The following is a 15737-nucleotide window of genomic DNA, read 5'->3' as shown; positions in this document are numbered from 1 at the left end:
GTGGCGGACGTGCATCCCGAGCATGCGCAGCTCCAGGCTGACCGCATCTACCTGGGCTGGCAGTACATCCTGCTGCATCCGGAGCCGGGGCCGCCGCCGAAACGTCCCTCGCCCGCCCAGGAATCGGCCCCCGCGACGGAGCCCGACCCCGAGCTGATCCGCCGCGAGCGGTTCCAGGAGGACCTGCTCAACCGGCCCGTGCGGATCTTCCGCATGTTCATGCTGGTGCTCACCGTGATCTTCCTGGCGCTCGCCTTCGCCGGGTACCTCGGCTGGTCCTTCGCGCTCATCGGGCTGGTCGCCGCCGGAGGCGTGGCCGGGATCTGCAGCTACGCGCTCGTCCAGGGTGACAGGGCGGTCAGGTACCGGGTGCACGAGCAGCAGGCCAGGGACGACAGGGAGCGCGAGGAACGTGACAAGGAGCTGTTCCGCGCGCAGGAGGAGCACGCGCAGCGCTACCGCGAGTGGCAGGAGGTCAAGGACCGCCACGACCGGCAGCTCACCTGGTACGCCGTCGCCGTCCCCGACGAGATCGACCGCATCGACGTCGCCGGGGGCACGCTGCCGGGCTGGTCGGCGCTGGTCACGCTGCTCGGCGCGACCCGCCTCTACAGCGGCGGCCACCTGACCGTGCTCGACCTGTCAGAGGGCGCGATCGCCAAGGACCTGATCGAGCTGGCCCGCAGGGGCGGCGACGACCCGCTGGTCTGGGTGCTGCCCGTCGACCTGCCCAAACTCGACCTCGGCGCCACCCTCAAGCCGGAGGCGTTCGCGGACGTCCTCGCGCACGTGGTGAGCGTCAGCGAGGAGCACCGCACCACGCGCGACCTGAGCTTCGACAACGCGATCCTGGAGCGGGTGCTGGAGGTGCTCGGCGAGAACGCCACGATCAGCCAGGTCACCGCCGCGCTGCGGGCGCTCGCCCAGGTCGGCGACCCGCGCGAGGACCTGCGCTACGGGCTGATCACCGCGACCCAGCTCGAACGCATCGGCACCCTGTTCGGCCGCGGGGTGAGCGACCGCGTGGTGATCGAGCGGGCCTGGGCGCTGGAGTCGCAGCTGCGCAAGCTGGAGACGCTCGGCACGGAGGCCGCAAGGCTGCCCCCGGCCAGGCTCCGGGTGGTGAGCATGGACCGGCAGGCGGGCGTGTTCGGCAACCGCGTGCTCGGCACGTACGTGGCCACCGCGCTCACCCACATCCTGCGCCAGTCGCCCGCCGCCGAGCGGCCCTGGTACCACACGATCATCGTGGCGGGCGCCGACAAGCTCCGCGGCGACGTGCTCGACCGGCTCATGGACGCCTGCGAGACGTCCAGGACCGGGCTGGTGCTGACGTACCGGTCGCTGACGCCGCCCGTGCGCGAGCGGCTGGGCAGAGGGCACGCGGCGGTGGCCTTCATGCGCCTGGGCAACGCCGAGGACGCCAGGGTCGCCAGCGAGCACGTTGGCACCGAGCACCGGCTGGAGCTGGCCCAGCTCACCGAGACGATCAGCGACTCGCTGCCTGGCCTCGACGGCGGCTACACGTCCACGATCTCCCAGCTGGAGGACGAGCGGGAGGACCGCGAGGAGAGCGGCACCGACCTCGCCGAGGACCTCGCGGAGTCGACGGAGTGGGGCAGGACCGCGGAGAAGATCTCCGATAAGGAGCGGGTGCTCCAGCGCTCGCGCGAGTTCCTGGTCGAGCCGCACCAGCTCCAGCAGCTGCCCACGACGTCCGTGATCGTGACCGACGCCACCGCCGACGGCAGGCGGGTCAGGCTGGCCGATGCGAACCCGGCCATCCTCACCTTTCCCAAGACCACACTCGGCGAGCTGGAGGAGGTCCGCGACGCCGTGCTCGCCGCGAACGACCACCAAGAGAAGGACGGCGACGAGCCGCCACCGAATCTGGGACCCCCGGCGCCACGCCTGGACTGGCGAAAGGGTAGGCAATGACATCGTCAATTGCCGTGTGGTGAGCTGGCGATAGGCGGACTTTACTAAGAACCGTCTGTGGGGGGATCAAATGCAGCCGAGTGTCTCGCTGAGCGGGCCCTGGTATCGAATCCAGTCCATCGCCGCACCCTCGCGAAGCTCGTCAGCGGAGTGGGACTTCGTCACCGTGCTCCCGGCCGTCCTGTCCGCCGCCCAGCGCGACCGGCCGTTCGTGATCGGCTGGCTGTCGCGCGGCTCCGGCGCGCCGCTGGAACTGATCACCAACGCCGGGCCGCTGTCGCCGCCGCGCCAGCCGCGCAGGGCGCCTGACCCGCTGGGCCCCCCGGCGGGCCCGCAACCGCTGCTGTTCCCCGGCGGGGCGCGCGGCGTGCAGCTCGACGAGGAGTACCTGGCCGACCTCGCCGACCTGGTGTGGACGTCCTGCCCGGGACGCCAGGCGCCGCCGCTCGTGGGCCGGCGCGAGCCCGACTCCGACGAGCTGAAGCGGCCGACGCTGTTCGAGTCCACGCTGATCACGCTGATGTCGCGGCCGTTCGCCTGGCTGGTGGTGGCCGAGCCGACCGACCTGCTCGACGCCGAGGTCGCCCACCTGCGCACCCAGCTCAACGTGCTCAGGCAGTACGGCGACGCCTCCGAGCGCTCCAGGTTCGACGCCGAGCGGGCGGAGCGCCGCATGCAGGAGCTCGACGCCTTCCGCGAGGCCGGCCTGTGGAACGTGCGCGTCCTGGCGGGCGGCGCCACCGCCGACGAGCTGCGGCAGATCGCCCCGGTCCTGGTCGGCTCGGTCGAGATCGGCCACCACCCCTACCGGCTGCGCAGCGCCCAGGGGGCCGTCTACACGCTGTCGGAGGCGCTGGCCATCACCTCGCAGGACCCGTCCGACGGCGCCGCCTCGCCGTTCGCCGCGACGGCCGGGGCGCTGGCCGCGCTGGCCGGGCTGCCCAGGCGCGAGGTGCCCGGCGTGCGGGTGCTCGAGGCGGGGTTCTTCGACGTCACGTCCGAGGCGGGCAACGGCGAGCTGGACCTGGGCGAGATCCTCGACGGCCAGGACCGCGGCGTCGGCTCGTTCAAGGTGCCGCTGGCCACGCTGAACAGGCACGCCTTCGTCACCGGCGCCACCGGCTCCGGCAAGTCGCAGACCGTCAGGCACCTCCTCGAACAGCTCAGCGACGCCCGGATCCCGTGGCTGGCCATCGAGCCGGCCAAGTCCGAGTACGCCGCGATGGCGGGGCGCATCGAGTCCATCGCGCCGGTCACCGTGATCAACCCGTCGGCCCCGGCCGGCGTGCCGTTCAGCATCAACCCGCTGGAACCCGAGCCCGGCTACCCCGTCCAGGCGCACATCGACATGGTCAGGGCGCTGTTCATGGCGGCCTTCGACGCCGAGGAGCCGTTCCCGCAGATCATGTCGCTGGCGCTGCAACGCGTCTACGAGGCCACCGGCTGGGACGTGGTCACCGGCGGCGCCGTGCCGGGCTCCAAGGTGCCGCCCAGCGTGCCGACCCTGGAACAGCTCCAGCAGCACGCGATGGACGTGATCCAGGAGATCGGCTACGGCCGCGAGGTCCAGGCCGACGTCGAGGGCTTCATCTCGCTGCGGCTGCGCTCGCTCAGGGTCGGCTCCGCCGGGCGCTTCTTCGAGGGCGGCCACCCCGCCGACATCGGCGGCCTGCTGGAACGCAACGTGGTCCTGGCCATCGAGGACGTCGCCAACGACGAGGACAAGGCGTTCCTCATGGGCACGCTGATCATCAGGATCGTCGAGCACCTGCGGATGCGCGCCAGGCAGGAGAAGTCCACGCGGCTCAGGCACGTCATCGTGATCGAGGAGGCGCACCGGCTGCTGCGCGACCGGGGCAGCGGCCGGGCCGCCACGCACGCCGTCGAACTGCTGGCCGGCATGCTCGCGGAGATCAGGGCGTACGGCGAGGGCATCGTGGTGGCCGAGCAGATCCCGACCAAGCTCATCTCGGACGTGGTGAAGAACACCGCGCTCAAGGTCGTCCACCGGCTGCCCGCCGAGGACGACAGGCAGCTCGTCGGCGCGGCCATGAACCTGAGCGAGGAGCAGTCCCGCCAGGTCGTCTCCCTGCAGCCCGGGTGCGCCGCGGTGTTCGCCGACGGGATGGACCGGCCGCTGCGGGTGCGGGTGCCACTGGGGGAGTCCCGCGAGAAACCGCTGACCAGCCCGGCGCCGCCGATCCGCGGCCGCAGGTCGGTGGCCTGCGGGTCGGCGTGCCGCACCGGGCAGGCGTGCACGCTGGTGGAACTGCGCGAGGCGGACGTCCTGGCCGACGCGCCCGAGTGGGCCTGGCTGCGGATCTGGTGCGACACGGTCGTGCTGGCCTTCGTGAGCAACCGGCCGCTGCCCGGCGTGCCGCGCGCCCTCGCCGCGGCCTGGGCCGACCTGCCCGCCCGCCGCCGCGAGTGCCTGCTCGCCACCCTGGTGGAACGCTCGGTGCAGCGGCGCGCCTGGTCGCTGCGCAGCTGGCTCGACCCGGCGCTGCTCACGGAGAAGGCCGCCGAGACCGCCACGCGGCTGCTCTCCGCGGTGGAGAACGGCGGCGACCGTCCGGGGGCGTCGTGGGTGATCCCGCAGGTGCGGTGGCTGCACGAGGTCGACAGGCTCTTCCCGTACGGGCAGCCCGCGCCGAACCTGCGCAGCCCCGCGCCGCCCATGGAGTACGCGCTGTTCCGCCAGCCGCAGGACGGCGGCACGCAGGCCGAGCTGGTGCAGGCCGAGCTGCTCGGCCACCGGGCCAAGGCGCTGCGGCTCCACCCGCTGTCCATGGAGGTCGACCACAACCGGGCGCTGGCCTGGCGGGTGATCCTGGGCGACGACGAGAACGAGGGGATGCAGCGCGACATCACCACGGTCTCGATCGGCGTCGAGGCGTCCGCGCGGATCCGGCATGTCGGGCAGACCATGGGGGCCGGGTGGCTGGAGGGTGTGCTGTCGTGGCCCCGCCGGTTCGTCCTGCCCTTCGACCACGGCGGCGCCCCGGAGATCGCCTTCGCGGAGCCCGGCTAGCCCGCTCCCCGGTCGCCGCTCGCCGGTCGCCCGGAGCCGCCTCAGTGGTCGCGGCGGCGTTCGATGCGTTTGCGGCGGGCGACGTCCCGCCTGTGCTGGGCCAGTTCCTCGCGGCGGTCCCGCGCGTCTGCCGCCGCCTGCTGTTTGCGGCCCTCCAGCTCCAGCCGCATCGCCTCCTGCGAGGCGGTGCTCCTGGACGTGACACGCGCGGCGGCACGGGCGGCCAGCTTGGCCGCGCGCTTGGGGTTGACGCGCCTGCCCGCCTGGGAGTCCGAGCGGACGGCGGGCGCGGCCGACGCCTGCTCCAGCAGCGCCAGGCCGTGCCGCATCAGGTACTCGTAGAGCTCGGGGTCGGTCGGCTCCGAGCCGAGCGTGAACCGGGTGGCGCGCAACTCGCCGCCGTCGTCGATCTCCAGTACGCCCACCCAGAACGACCCGTCCAGGTAGACGGAAAGCGTGACCATGGATGCCCTCCATCGGGTATGCCGAAACGCCGGCCTGACGAGGCCGCTTCCGGCACACCGGACATCCCTGGAAGGGCGGATACACGGAGCTTTCGCCCGGGCTACCAACCGGGCCGCGTTTTCGTGTGCTCCACCAGACTAAGGTCCAACCCCGACTAGGATCCAATGACATGACCCAGCTTCCACTGCGGGCTCAGCTCGCGAGCGCCCTGGGCCGCAGCGCTGCCACGCTGTCCAGGATGACCGGGCGCGGCGACGGTTCGGTGATCGGCGGGCGGGTCGGTCTGATGCTCGAACCCGACCTGCTGCGCAAGTTGGCCCACGATCGCAAGCTGGCCCTGGTCAGCGCGACCAACGGCAAGACCACGACGACCAGGTTGATCACGTCCGCGCTGCTGGAGCTGGGCGAGGTGGCCACGAACGCGTTCGGCGCGAACATGCCCGCCGGGCACGTCTCTGCGCTGTCCCAGCACAAGGACGCCCCCTACGGCGTCCTGGAGGTCGACGAGAAGTACCTCCCCGAGGTGCTCGGCACGACCGGCGCGGGCGTCGTGTGCCTGATGAACCTCAGCCGCGACCAGATGGACCGCGCGGCCGAGATCTGGCTGCTGGCGCAGAAGTGGCGCAGGGCGCTGTCGGGCAAGCCCACGCACGTCATCGCCAACTGCGACGACCCGCTGGTCACCTGGGGCGCCTCGACCGCCGCCAAGGTCACCTGGGTCGCCGGCGGGCAGCGCTGGAAGGAGGACTCCTGGTGCTGCCCCGAGTGCGGCGGCCCACTCGACCGCAAGGACGCCGACTGGGCCTGCCGCGAGTGCACCTTCCACCGGCCTGAGCCGCAGTGGGTGCTCGACGACGACAGCGTCGTCGATCCGCGCGGGCAGCGGTGGCTGCTCGACATCCAGCTTCCCGGCCTGGCCAACCGGTCCAACGCGGTGATGGCGCTGGCCGTGGCCGAGGCGTTCGGGTTGCCGGTCGAACGGGCGCTGCCCCGGCTGCGCGAGGTCACCTCGGTGGCGGGCCGCTACACCACGGTCGAGCGCGACGGCCGCCACGCGCGGCTGCTGCTGGCCAAGAACCCGGCGGGCTGGCTGGAGGCGTTCGACGTCTCCGAGCCGAACCTGCCGATCATCCTGTCGGTCAACGCGCAGGGCCCCGACGGGCGCGACACGTCCTGGCTGTGGGATGTCGACTACCGCATCCTGCGCGGCCGCCCGGTGTTCGTCACCGGCGAGCGCCGCCTCGACCTGGCCCTCCGGCTGGACGTCGCCGACGTGCCGTTCACGCTCTGCGCCACGTTCACCGAGGCCCTCGCCATGCAGCCGCCCGGCCGGGTGGACGTGATCGCCAACTACACCGCCTTCCAGCAGATCCGATCGGAGTTCGGCCGTGCAGTCTGACAGCGCCCTGCGGATCGTCTGGATCTACCCTGACCTGCTGAGCACCTACGGCGACCAGGGCAACGTGCTGGTGCTGGAGCAGCGGGCCCGGCGCAGGGGCGTCGAGGTCGAGACCGTCCACGTCCGCTCGGCCGACCCGGTGCCCGAGACGGGTGACATCTACCTCATCGGCGGCGGCGAGGACCGCCCGCAGATCCTCGCGGCCGAGCGGCTGCGCCGCGACAGCGGGCTGCACCGGGCCATCGCCCGTGGCGCGTCCATGCTGGCGGTGTGCGCGGGCTACCAGATCATGGGCAGCACGTTCGGCGGCGAGGAGGGCCAGCCGGTCGCCGGCGTGGGCCTGATCGACATCGCCAGCTCGCGCGGCCCGGCCCGCGCGGTCGGCGAGCTGGTCGCGGAGGTCGACGCGGCGCTCGGCCTGCCGACTCTGACGGGCTTCGAGAACCACATGGGCGTCACCCACCTGGGGCCGGGCGTCAAGCCGCTGTCGAAGACGGTCAGGGGCGTGGGGAACGGCGACGGGTTCGAGGGCTGCTACGCGGGCCACATCGTCGGCACGTACCTGCACGGCCCGGCGCTGGCCCGTAACCCGGCGCTCGCCGACCTGCTCCTCGGCTGGGCCGGGGTGGAACTGGCGCCCCTCGACGACTTCCGCTACGACCAGCTGCGGCAGGAGCGCCTGAACACCGTCCTGGCGGGTCAGTAACCCTCTTAATAGACCAGGGCCTGGGCGCCGTTGGCCACCGCTTCCTCGACGAACGCGGAGGCGCCGGCGATGCGCACGCCCTCGATGACGTCGTCGACCGTGATGTCGCGGCGGGCCGCGCACTGGGTGCAGACCGTGACCCGGCCCCCGGCCAGGACGGCGTCGAGCAGGTCCGTGAGCGGGGCGGCGTGGGGCAGGGTGAACTCCTTGGCCCTGCCGGGAAGGGCGAACCAGGAGGACTCGCCGGTCAGCCAGAGAGAGACCGCGACACCGCTCGCGAGGGCGGCGGCCGCGACGGTGAAAGCCTGGTTGCAGCGCTCGGGGGCGTCGGCCCCGGCGGTCACCTTGATAACCAGTGATCGTGCCATGCGGCCACCCTATTCGTCCCCGAGACATGCTGCTCGGGCGGGGGACGTTCGGGTGGGCGACGTTCGGGTGGGGACTAGGGTTGGGGAACATGGAGGAACCTGAGGTGCATCCCGATCTGGAGCCGATCGCCTTCCTGCTCGGCCGCTGGGAGGGTGCGGGCGTCGGCGGCTATCCGACGATCGAGAGCTTCAACTTCGGCCAGGAGATCGAGTTCGGCCACATCGGCAAGCCGTTCCTGACTTATGTGAGCCGCACCTGGCTGCTCGACCACGACGGCAACCGGGTCAAGCCGCTGGCCACCGAGACCGGCTACTGGCGTCCGCAGCCCGACCGGCAGCTCGAGGTGGTGCTCGCGCACCCCACCGGAATCGTCGAGATCTACGTCGGCGAGGTCGTCTTCCACAAGATCGAACTGCAGACCGACGTGGTGGCCCGCACTGCGTCCGCCAAGGAGTACACCGCGGGTCGGCGGCTCTACGGGCTGGTCAACGGCAACCTGATGTGGGCCTACGACATGGCCGCGGTGGGGCAGAGGCTCACGTCCCACATGTCCGCCGAGCTGAAGAAGGTGGCATGAGCGGGCCGTTCACGTCCGACGTCGTCGAGGCGATCAAGCGGCACATGAACGACGACCACAGCGACGACGCGCTGGTCATCGTGCGCGGGCTCGGCGGGCGTCCCGACGCCACGACCGCCGCCACCAGCGGCGTCGACGCGGAGGCGATCGAGTTCACGATCGACGGCGGCGAGCTGGTGCGGGTGCCGTGGGGCGAGACGCTGACGGAGCGTCCGCAGGTGCGCCTGGCGGTCGTGCGGCTCTACCGCGACGCGTGCGCGCGGCTCGGCATCCCGGCGCGGGACGAGCACTAAGGACGAGCACTGAGGACGAGCACCAAGGACGAGCACTGAGCACGCGGCGGTCGCCGGATCGTGGGGGAACAAAGAAGGGCCCCCAGACCTGCTCCGCCTGTTCGACCAGGCGGGCCGGATGGACCAAGGCCGGGATCGGATCCCGCCCTCCGGCTGTCGGGGGCCCCGGTGGTTGCCTCGTATTCGCCAGAACGGACGCGAGACACCAGTCCGCTGCTAGCGGACAACCACCTCGCTAGTCCAACTATGAATCACCATTGTTTGGACCACCTCCTTTCCGCGTACTCACGAAGCTATGCGGTCGCCCACGAAACGGGCAAGCGATTATCCGTCGGCCGTAGACTCGGAGCATGACGGAGACGCAGTGGCACGAGGAACTCCGCGCCAAGGGCTACCGGGTGACTCCTCAGCGGCAGCTCGTGCTCGAGGCGGTCAAGGAGCTGGAGCACGCCACGCCGGAAGCGATCTGCGCCAAGGTCCGCGAGACCGCCCGTGGGGTGAACATCTCGACCGTCTACCGGACCCTGGAGCTGCTCGAAGAGCTGGGCATGGTGACCCACACCCACCTGAGCCACGGGGCGCCGACGTACCATCTGGCGGCCGAGGCCGACCACGTCCACCTGGTGTGCCGCGACTGCGGTGAGGTGGGGGAGGTGCGGCCCGAGATGGCAGAGGGGCTGGTCAAGGGGCTCGACGAGGAGCTGGGCTTCGTCGCGGACGTGCGCCACCTGACCGTCTTCGGCCAATGCCGCAACTGCCGGTAGGCCGCGTCACCTGGCCGCCGGGTGGGTCGCATCCCCCCACCGTCTTCGGACGCCGTCGGAACTGCCGATAATCTGAAGGCATGCGTAGCCCTCTGCTCGATCTCCCCGGCGCCGTCCCTGCCGACGGTCCCGACGCCGACGTGGCGGCGCACTACGGCGACCTGTTCGCCGAGCAGCGCGCGCTGGCCAAGGGGGAGGCGGTCGTCGACCGCAGCAACCGTGAAGTGGTGCGGGTCTCCGGGGTCGACCGGCTGAAATGGCTGAACGATCTCACGTCGCAGAAGCTCGACACGCTCGCGCCGGGGCAGTGGGCCCAGACCCTCGTCCTCGACCTGCAGGGCCACGTGGAGCATCACCTGACGCTGGTCGACGACGGCGAGGCCGTGCTGGCCCACGTCGAGCCCGGCGCGTCGGCGAGCCTGATCGACTACCTCGACCGGATGCGGTTCATGCTCCGCGTCGAGGTGACCGACATGTCGGGCGAGCTGGCCGTGCTCTCCACCTCTGACGAGGACGTCCTGGTGCCGCGGGCCGAGCTGTCCGACCACCTGGGCAAGCCGCTGGCCGGGCTCTGGGCGTACGAGGCGCTGCGCATCGAGCGCCACCGGCCGCGGCTCGGCTTCGACACCGACCACAAGACGATCCCGCACGAAGTGGGCTGGATCGGCGCGGCCGTGCACCTCAGCAAGGGCTGCTACCGGGGGCAGGAGACGGTGGCCCGGGTGCACAATCTGGGGCATCCGCCGCGCCGCCTGGTCTTCCTGCACCTCGACGGCAGCGTCGACACGCTGCCCGTGCACGGAGCACCGGTGATCTTCGAGAGCCAGGAGGTCGGCACGGTGGGCTCGGCCGCCCGCCACCACGAGCTGGGCCCGATCGCGCTGGCCGTGATCAAGCGGACGGTGCCGGTTGACGCGCCGCTCCTGGCCGGCGGCGTGGCGGCGAGCCAGGAGGTCATCGTCCCGCCCGACGCGGGCCGCAACGTCTCCATCGACCCGTCACTGCGCCGCCGCATCAGGTAGCCCCGCCGTACGCCTGTCGCACCCGATGAGGCGCCGTCAGGCGCCCAGGGTGCGCAGGGTGGTGATCAGGGCGTGCTGGTCGGGGAGCTGGGCGAAGAACTCCGCGTCGGCGGCCTCCACCGTGGCGACGGCCCGCTGGGCGAGCTCCTGGCCCCGGCTGGTGAGCGCGAGCCGCCTGGCGCGCGTGTCGGTGGGGTCCACCTCGCGTACCAGCAGGCCCTTGTCCTCCAGTTTGCGCAGCACCTGTGAGGTCATCTTGACGTCGGTGTCGGCGTGCCTGGCGACGCTGAGCTGGTTGGGCTGCTCACCCTGGCTGTTCAGCCACCAGATGCTGGCCAGCAGCACGAACTGGACGTGCGTCAGGCCGAGCGGGGCCAGCGCCGCTGTGACGGCACGCTGCCAGCGCAGCGTGACCCGCCACATCAGGAAGCCGGGGCTGTCGCCAGGGGTGAGCGACATCAGCGCTCGGCCAGCTTCACCAGCGCCGCCATCGCCTCGGGCAGATCGGACGCGATCTCGGGCCCCGCGTGCTCGGCTCCCGGCCCGGTCACCTCGACCCGGTGGGTGACCCGGGTGCCGGCCCCGACGCGGTCGAGGCGGTGGACGAAGCGCACCGTCAGCCCGTCGACCACGGTCTCGTCGGCGAACAGCGCGTTCTCCTCCAGGGCGGTGATGCGCATGCGCACCGGCTCCTGGCCCTCGGGCGTCATCTCGATCTCGGTGCCCACGGCGAACGGGCCGAGGATCTCGATCCGCTCCATGCCCGTGTCCCAGGCGGTCCACCCGTTCACGTCGGCGTAGAGCGCCCAGACGGCCTCGGCCGGAGCGGTGGTCTCGACGCTGTGCTCGTACTTCCACATGGTGGTCTCCCATCGACCGACGACGAAATAGCCTACGCAGAGATTATCTCCGCGCAGACTATCTGTCCAGTCCTCACAGCTCGATGACGAGCGTGATCGGGCCGTCGTTGACGAGGGAGACCTGCATGTCGGCGCCGAAGCTGCCCGTCTCCACGTGCGCGCCCAGCGCTCGCAGCTCGCTGACCACCGCCTCGACCAGCGGTTCCGCGACCGGGCCCGGGGCGGCCGCCTGCCAGGTGGGGCGCCTGCCCTTGCGCGTGTCGCCGTACAGGGTGAACTGGCTGATCACCAGGAGCGGCGCGGAGACGTCCGAGCAGGACTTCTCGCCGTGCAGGACGCGCAGGCCCCACAGTTTGGCCGCGAGCTTCGCGGCCTCGGCCGGCGTGTCGGTGTGCGTGACCCCGACCAGCACCATCAGGCCCGGCTCGTCGATCGCCCCGACCGTCTTCCCGTCGACCACCACGGACGCGGAACTCACCCGCTGTACAACTGCTCGCATGGCATCCCATTCTGGCGTAGCGAGTCCCGTTCGTAGACTCGTCCCGAAAGGGGGCGCAATGGCGCTTGTTGTGGAAGTTGTCCGGTCTGGGTTCGTGGAGTCCACGCACCACGCCCGCATGTTCACCGTCGACGCCGAGGGCCGGCCGGTCGAGGCGCACGGCGCGGTGCACGTCCCGGCCTCGCCCAGGTCGTCGATGAAGCCCCTCCAGCTGCTCGGCATGCTGCGCAGCGGCCTGTCACTGGACGGCGAACTGCTCGCGCTGGCCTGCGCCTCGCACTCCGGCGAGTCCTTCCACGTCGAAGGCGTGCGCGAGATCCTGGCAGGCGCGGGTCTGGACGAGTCGGCCTTGCTCTGCCCCGAGGACTACCCCGAGGACAGGTCCGTCGCGACCCGCGGACGCGTCTACATGAACTGCTCGGGCAAGCACGCCGCCATGCTCGCCACCTGCGTGCTCAACGACTGGCCGACCGCGAGCTACCTCGAACCGAAGCACCCGCTGCAGCGGGCGATCCGCGCCACCGTGGAGGACCTGACGGGCGAGCGGGTGGCGGCCTCGGGCGTGGACGGGTGCGGCGCCCCGCTGTTCTTCGTCTCGATGGTCGGGGTGACGCACGCGTTCCGGTCGTTCCCCCGCGGCGACGCCCACCAGCGGCGCGTCTTCGACGCCATGCGCGCCCACCCCGAGTGGACGTCCGGCACCGACCGTCCGGAGGCGAAGCTGATGCGCGCCGTGCCCGGCCTGATGCTGAAGGCGGGGGCCGAGGCCTTCGAGGCGTTCACCTTCGAGGACGGCAGGGCGGGCACCGTCAAGATCGAGGACGGCTCGCCCCGGGCCCGTAGCCTGGCCACCGTGGCCGCCCTGCGCTCCCTCGGCGTGGACGCCCCCGACCCGACCCCGCCGCTCCTCGGCGGCGGCAGGCCGGTGGGCGAGCTGCGTATCCGCTGACCGGCTAGAGGGTCCGGAACTGGCGGGTCGCGGAGATCGCCCCCGAGGTCGTGGTGGTGAACGTGCGCATCGAGCCGGCGAACTTCGACAGGTCCCACTCCGCCGGGCCCTGGTACCAGTACAGGTTGTCGCTCTGCCTGCCGTTGCCCGTGACGGAGGCCACCACCCGCGACCAGTGCTCGACCCCGTCGAAGATCACCGCGTAGGGCAGGTAGCGGGAGAACAGCTCCACCCGGTGCTGCTCGGGCACCTCGCCCAGCTCGCCGGAGAACAGGTACTCGCGGAAGGCCAGGGTGTGGGCCAGCGCGGCCGAGCCCTTGGCCGTCTTGGCGGGCATGTACTGCCCGCCGACGGCGAGCGCGCCGCCCGCGATGACCAGCGCCAGGCCGAGCAGCCCGTACGTGGTGAACCAGGCCAGGCCGACCGTCGCCACCAGCCCGGCGCCGATCAGCGCCAGGCCGATCACCGTCCACCTGGTGCGCTCGGTGTCGGGACGCCGCGCGAACCACCCCTGCTCGACCACGTCGGTGTACAGGGCGTCGCGCACCTTGCCGAGCTGCCCGGCGAACGCGCCCGACAGCTGCGACAGCAGCACCGCGTCGCGGTCGTCGAAGATCGCCTCGTACAGCGCCCGCTCGTACGGCAACAGCGCGAGAACCGGCGCGGACGGCAGCTTGACCAGCATCCAGTCGGGCGCGTCGTAGGTCTGCCTGGGCTGCTCGTCGATGCGCAGGTAGCCGCGGACCGCCAGGTCCACGATCGTCGCGGTCACGTCCACCACGTCGGCCTGCTCGTCGACGAGCGTGCCGATCTGGCCGGGACGCACCCCGTCGGGAGGGGAGAAGTGCCCGTTCGCCGCGGCGCTGCCGTCGTGGTGCCGCTCGTGGTCCACGATCCGCGCGTCACGGCCGCGCGTCCAGTACAACAGGGCGACCCCGCCGAGCAGCAGCACCAGCAGGGCGGCCAGCGCGCCGCCCGTGACCGTGTTCAGCGTGAACGCGGTGGCCAGCGAGAAGCGCCTCTCCAGGATCGCCGTCGCGCCGGTGGACCCCTTCGGGTAGCCGACGACCACGGTCAGCGCCTCGCCGGGCTTCAGGCCGTCCTGCTCGAAGTCCGCCTGGGTGGCGCTGTGGTCCATCGAGCCGGACGTGCAGAAGATCGCCGACGTCGGTTCGCCGGCGAAGCACGACAGGTTCTGCACCTGGCCGGGGCCGCTCACCTTGACGGTGGCCTTGGTGACCGGGGTGCTCCAGCCGCTCACCGGGTACCAGCGCAGCTCCTCGATGTCGCCCGCCTGGCTGATGGCGCCCTTGACGTCGTACTCGACGGTGCCCGGCGCCTTCACCGTGAGCCGGTCGCCGTCGAGCGTGCCGCCCTTGACGTTCGAGATCTGGAACAGCCGGTCGTTGGCGTCGTCGTAGCGGACGCTGGTGGGGATGGTCCGCTCCAACTGGCCCGACGCGCCGCCGATCTTCTCGACCACGTGCAGGGTCCCGTTCTTGGCGAGCGTCATCGTCACCTCGTCGGTGATGCCCGCTGCCGCCGTGGCCGGGATGGCGGCGGCCATGGTCAGAGCGGCTGTGCCGAGGACGGCGAGCGTGCGCCTGGTACCGGTCATGGCCGCAAATCGTAGCGGTTCGGGCGCGGGGGGTCAGTCCAGCGTGATGCTGTGGGCCGCCCTCCGCACGCTCTCCTCCGACGCCCCCTCGCCCGGGTTCTCGGTGGCGAGCGCCTGGTTCGCCTGGACGAACGGCCGCATGCGCCGCTCGTAGCGGTCGAACGCCCCGGACGGGTCTCTGGCGAGCTCGTCGGCCAGCACGTACGCCCCCACCATGGCCAGACTGGTGCCCTGACCCGACAGCAGCGAGGCGCAGTACCCGGCGTCTCCGAGCAGCGCGACGCGGCCCTTCGCGTAGTGGTCCATCCGGATCTGGGCCGCCGCGTCGAAGTAGAAGTCGCGCGCCTCCCACATGGCCTTGAGCAGCCTCGGACCCTCCCAGCGCAGCCCCGAGCAGTGCCGCTCGACGAGCCGTTTCTGCTCGTCGAGGTCGCGGTGGTCGTAGCCGATCACGGGGGCGCCGAAGCCGATGTTCACCCGCAGCTCCGCGTTGCCCGGGACGGTGTAGAGGGCGAACCCGGCCTCGCCGTCGCGGTGCCACACCTGCCAGCGGTCCAGGCCGAGGAAGTTGTCGGTCGTGTAGATGGCGACGTACATGCCGAGGTGGTGGACGAACGGGGGCTCGTCGCCGAAGGTGAGTTTTCTCACGTTGGAGTGGAGGCCGTCGGCGCCCACGACGTAGTCGAAGCCGCGCCGCGCGCCGCTCTCGAACGTGACCTGCACACCGTGGTCGTCCTGGGCGAGTTCGGCGATCGAGTCGCCGTAGAGGTACTCGACCCCGCTGGTCGCGCCGAGAAGGATCGCGGTGAGGTCGTCGCGCATGATCTCGATGTCGTCGCTGTCGAGCCGTCCGCCGCTGATCGTCTTCTCGGTGCTGCGCATGATCTCGTTGCCGTCGGCGTCGACCATCGACATGCCGCGCATGTCCGTCTTCTTGCCGCGGACCTGTTCCAGGACGCCCGTCCGCTCGGCCACGGTGAGGGCGGCGCCGCGGATGTCGACGGCCTGGCCGCCCGTGCGGGTGGCGGGGGAGCGTTCCACCACGGTGACGTCGCAGCCGTGCCTGCGCAGCCAGTGGGCGAGCGTGGGGCCACCGATGCCGGCACCCGAGATGAGGACGTTCATGGGAGTTCCTCCCTGTCGCTGTTGACGTCGTACGCAGGCTGAATGTACGCCGTACATACAGCTGGCGCAAGCGGTGTTTTCACCGTTCTGTACTAGTACAGGGGGCGGCTTGTTGACACTCG

General features: G+C 71.4%; 16 protein-coding genes. 9 read left to right on the top strand and 7 right to left on the bottom strand.

The window, feature by feature from the left end; translation table 11 throughout:
* Together ABT294_RS47830 and ABT294_RS47825 are read left to right on the top strand one after the other, a co-directional pair.
* Complete coding sequence (locus ABT294_RS47830) at positions 1–1938, top strand: hypothetical protein (RefSeq protein ID WP_350813195.1); 1938 nt, start codon at positions 1–3, stop codon at positions 1936–1938.
* Positions 1939–2008: 70 nt separating this feature from the next.
* Positions 2009–4969, top strand: coding sequence for an ATP-binding protein (locus ABT294_RS47825; RefSeq protein WP_350813194.1), 2961 nt, complete (start codon positions 2009–2011; stop codon positions 4967–4969).
* A 41-nt stretch (positions 4970–5010) separates the two neighbouring features.
* Here the strand turns inward: ABT294_RS47825 and ABT294_RS47820 are convergent, their stop codons facing one another.
* Positions 5011–5433 (bottom strand): YjdF family protein, encoded by a 423-nt coding sequence (locus ABT294_RS47820; protein ID WP_350813193.1) that lies wholly within the window; start codon positions 5431–5433, stop codon positions 5011–5013.
* Positions 5434–5603: 170 nt separating this feature from the next.
* Between ABT294_RS47820 and ABT294_RS47815 the strand changes: the two genes are divergently transcribed.
* On the top strand, positions 5604–6833 hold the full coding sequence (locus ABT294_RS47815; protein ID WP_350813192.1) for a MurT ligase domain-containing protein: 1230 nt from the start codon (positions 5604–5606) through the stop codon (positions 6831–6833).
* Entirely contained in the window at positions 6823–7539 is a 717-nt protein-coding gene (locus ABT294_RS47810) for a type 1 glutamine amidotransferase (RefSeq protein ID WP_350813191.1), read from the top strand. The genes ABT294_RS47815 and ABT294_RS47810 overlap by 11 nt, the downstream gene beginning before the upstream one ends.
* 5 nt (positions 7540–7544) lie before the next feature.
* On the opposite strand, the gene ABT294_RS47805 is transcribed toward ABT294_RS47810, so the two are convergent.
* Positions 7545–7907: a DsrE family protein gene (locus ABT294_RS47805; RefSeq protein WP_350813190.1), complete on the bottom strand. Its 363-nt coding sequence runs from the start codon at positions 7905–7907 to the stop codon at positions 7545–7547.
* An 89-nt stretch (positions 7908–7996) separates the two neighbouring features.
* Here ABT294_RS47805 and ABT294_RS47800 point away from each other — a divergent pair, with 89 nt between their 5' ends.
* The 4 genes from ABT294_RS47800 (at position 7997) to ygfZ (ending at position 10564) form a co-directional block, all read left to right on the top strand.
* The gene (locus ABT294_RS47800) at positions 7997–8485 is read left to right on the top strand and encodes a heme-binding beta-barrel domain-containing protein (protein ID WP_350813189.1); all 489 of its coding nucleotides are present in this window, start codon (positions 7997–7999) and stop codon (positions 8483–8485) included.
* Entirely contained in the window at positions 8482–8778 is a 297-nt protein-coding gene (locus ABT294_RS47795) for a DUF2470 domain-containing protein (protein WP_350813188.1), read from the top strand. Before ABT294_RS47800 ends, ABT294_RS47795 begins: the two co-directional genes overlap by 4 nt.
* Positions 8779–9128: 350 nt before the next feature.
* Positions 9129–9542 carry a Fur family transcriptional regulator gene (locus ABT294_RS47790; protein WP_350813187.1) on the top strand — a complete coding sequence of 138 codons (414 nt, stop codon included), beginning with the start codon at positions 9129–9131 and terminating at the stop codon, positions 9540–9542.
* 80 nt (positions 9543–9622) lie between these two features.
* Positions 9623–10564 (top strand): CAF17-like 4Fe-4S cluster assembly/insertion protein YgfZ, encoded by a 942-nt coding sequence (ygfZ, locus tag ABT294_RS47785; protein WP_350813186.1) that lies wholly within the window; start codon positions 9623–9625, stop codon positions 10562–10564.
* A 36-nt stretch (positions 10565–10600) separates the two neighbouring features.
* Here ygfZ and ABT294_RS47780 read toward each other — a convergent pair whose 3' ends face one another.
* From ABT294_RS47780 to dtd, 3 genes are all read right to left on the bottom strand, one after another.
* Positions 10601–11023 carry a MarR family winged helix-turn-helix transcriptional regulator gene (locus ABT294_RS47780; RefSeq protein WP_350813185.1) on the bottom strand — a complete coding sequence of 141 codons (423 nt, stop codon included), beginning with the start codon at positions 11021–11023 and terminating at the stop codon, positions 10601–10603.
* Positions 11023–11424, bottom strand: coding sequence for an SRPBCC family protein (locus tag ABT294_RS47775; RefSeq protein WP_350813184.1), 402 nt, complete (start codon positions 11422–11424; stop codon positions 11023–11025). Before ABT294_RS47775 ends, ABT294_RS47780 begins: the two co-directional genes overlap by 1 nt.
* A 73-nt stretch (positions 11425–11497) precedes the next feature.
* Complete coding sequence (dtd, locus tag ABT294_RS47770) at positions 11498–11923, bottom strand: D-aminoacyl-tRNA deacylase (RefSeq protein WP_350813183.1); 426 nt, start codon at positions 11921–11923, stop codon at positions 11498–11500.
* Between the two features lie 58 nt (positions 11924–11981).
* On the opposite strand from dtd, the gene ABT294_RS47765 reads away from it, so the two are divergent.
* Positions 11982–12872, top strand: coding sequence for an asparaginase (locus tag ABT294_RS47765; protein WP_350813182.1), 891 nt, complete (start codon positions 11982–11984; stop codon positions 12870–12872).
* 4 nt (positions 12873–12876) lie between these two features.
* Here the strand turns inward: ABT294_RS47765 and ABT294_RS47760 are convergent, their stop codons facing one another.
* Both ABT294_RS47760 and ABT294_RS47755 read right to left on the bottom strand, forming a co-directional pair.
* Positions 12877–14490: a DUF2207 domain-containing protein gene (locus ABT294_RS47760; protein ID WP_350813181.1), complete on the bottom strand. Its 1614-nt coding sequence runs from the start codon at positions 14488–14490 to the stop codon at positions 12877–12879.
* A gap of 33 nt (positions 14491–14523) precedes the next feature.
* Positions 14524–15615, bottom strand: coding sequence for an FAD-dependent monooxygenase (locus ABT294_RS47755; RefSeq protein WP_350813180.1), 1092 nt, complete (start codon positions 15613–15615; stop codon positions 14524–14526).
* Positions 15616–15737 lie beyond the last annotated feature (122 nt).

This window comes from Nonomuraea sp. NPDC000554 (assembly GCF_040300065.1).
Classification (GTDB): Bacteria; Actinomycetota; Actinomycetes; order Streptosporangiales; family Streptosporangiaceae; genus Nonomuraea.
This window is presented reverse-complemented; position numbering and strand designations above follow the sequence as displayed.

What these genes read in the sequence shown, in the direction of transcription:
- ABT294_RS47825 (WP_350813194.1), top strand. Translation starts at nt 2,009, where the DNA reads ATGCAGCCGAGTGTCTCGCTGAGCGGGCCCTGGTATCGAATCCAGTCC.
- ABT294_RS47820 (WP_350813193.1), bottom strand. Translation starts at nt 5,433, where the DNA reads ATGGTCACGCTTTCCGTCTACCTGGACGGGTCGTTCTGGGTGGGCGTA.
- ABT294_RS47815 (WP_350813192.1), top strand. Translation starts at nt 5,604, where the DNA reads ATGACCCAGCTTCCACTGCGGGCTCAGCTCGCGAGCGCCCTGGGCCGC.
- ABT294_RS47805 (WP_350813190.1), bottom strand. Translation starts at nt 7,907, where the DNA reads ATGGCACGATCACTGGTTATCAAGGTGACCGCCGGGGCCGACGCCCCC.
- ABT294_RS47800 (WP_350813189.1), top strand. Translation starts at nt 7,997, where the DNA reads ATGGAGGAACCTGAGGTGCATCCCGATCTGGAGCCGATCGCCTTCCTG.
- ABT294_RS47795 (WP_350813188.1), top strand. Translation starts at nt 8,482, where the DNA reads ATGAGCGGGCCGTTCACGTCCGACGTCGTCGAGGCGATCAAGCGGCAC.
- ABT294_RS47790 (WP_350813187.1), top strand. Translation starts at nt 9,129, where the DNA reads ATGACGGAGACGCAGTGGCACGAGGAACTCCGCGCCAAGGGCTACCGG.
- ygfZ (WP_350813186.1), top strand. Translation starts at nt 9,623, where the DNA reads ATGCGTAGCCCTCTGCTCGATCTCCCCGGCGCCGTCCCTGCCGACGGT.
- ABT294_RS47780 (WP_350813185.1), bottom strand. Translation starts at nt 11,023, where the DNA reads ATGTCGCTCACCCCTGGCGACAGCCCCGGCTTCCTGATGTGGCGGGTC.
- ABT294_RS47775 (WP_350813184.1), bottom strand. Translation starts at nt 11,424, where the DNA reads ATGTGGAAGTACGAGCACAGCGTCGAGACCACCGCTCCGGCCGAGGCC.
- dtd (WP_350813183.1), bottom strand. Translation starts at nt 11,923, where the DNA reads ATGCGAGCAGTTGTACAGCGGGTGAGTTCCGCGTCCGTGGTGGTCGAC.
- ABT294_RS47765 (WP_350813182.1), top strand. Translation starts at nt 11,982, where the DNA reads ATGGCGCTTGTTGTGGAAGTTGTCCGGTCTGGGTTCGTGGAGTCCACG.
- ABT294_RS47760 (WP_350813181.1), bottom strand. Translation starts at nt 14,490, where the DNA reads ATGACCGGTACCAGGCGCACGCTCGCCGTCCTCGGCACAGCCGCTCTG.
- ABT294_RS47755 (WP_350813180.1), bottom strand. Translation starts at nt 15,615, where the DNA reads ATGAACGTCCTCATCTCGGGTGCCGGCATCGGTGGCCCCACGCTCGCC.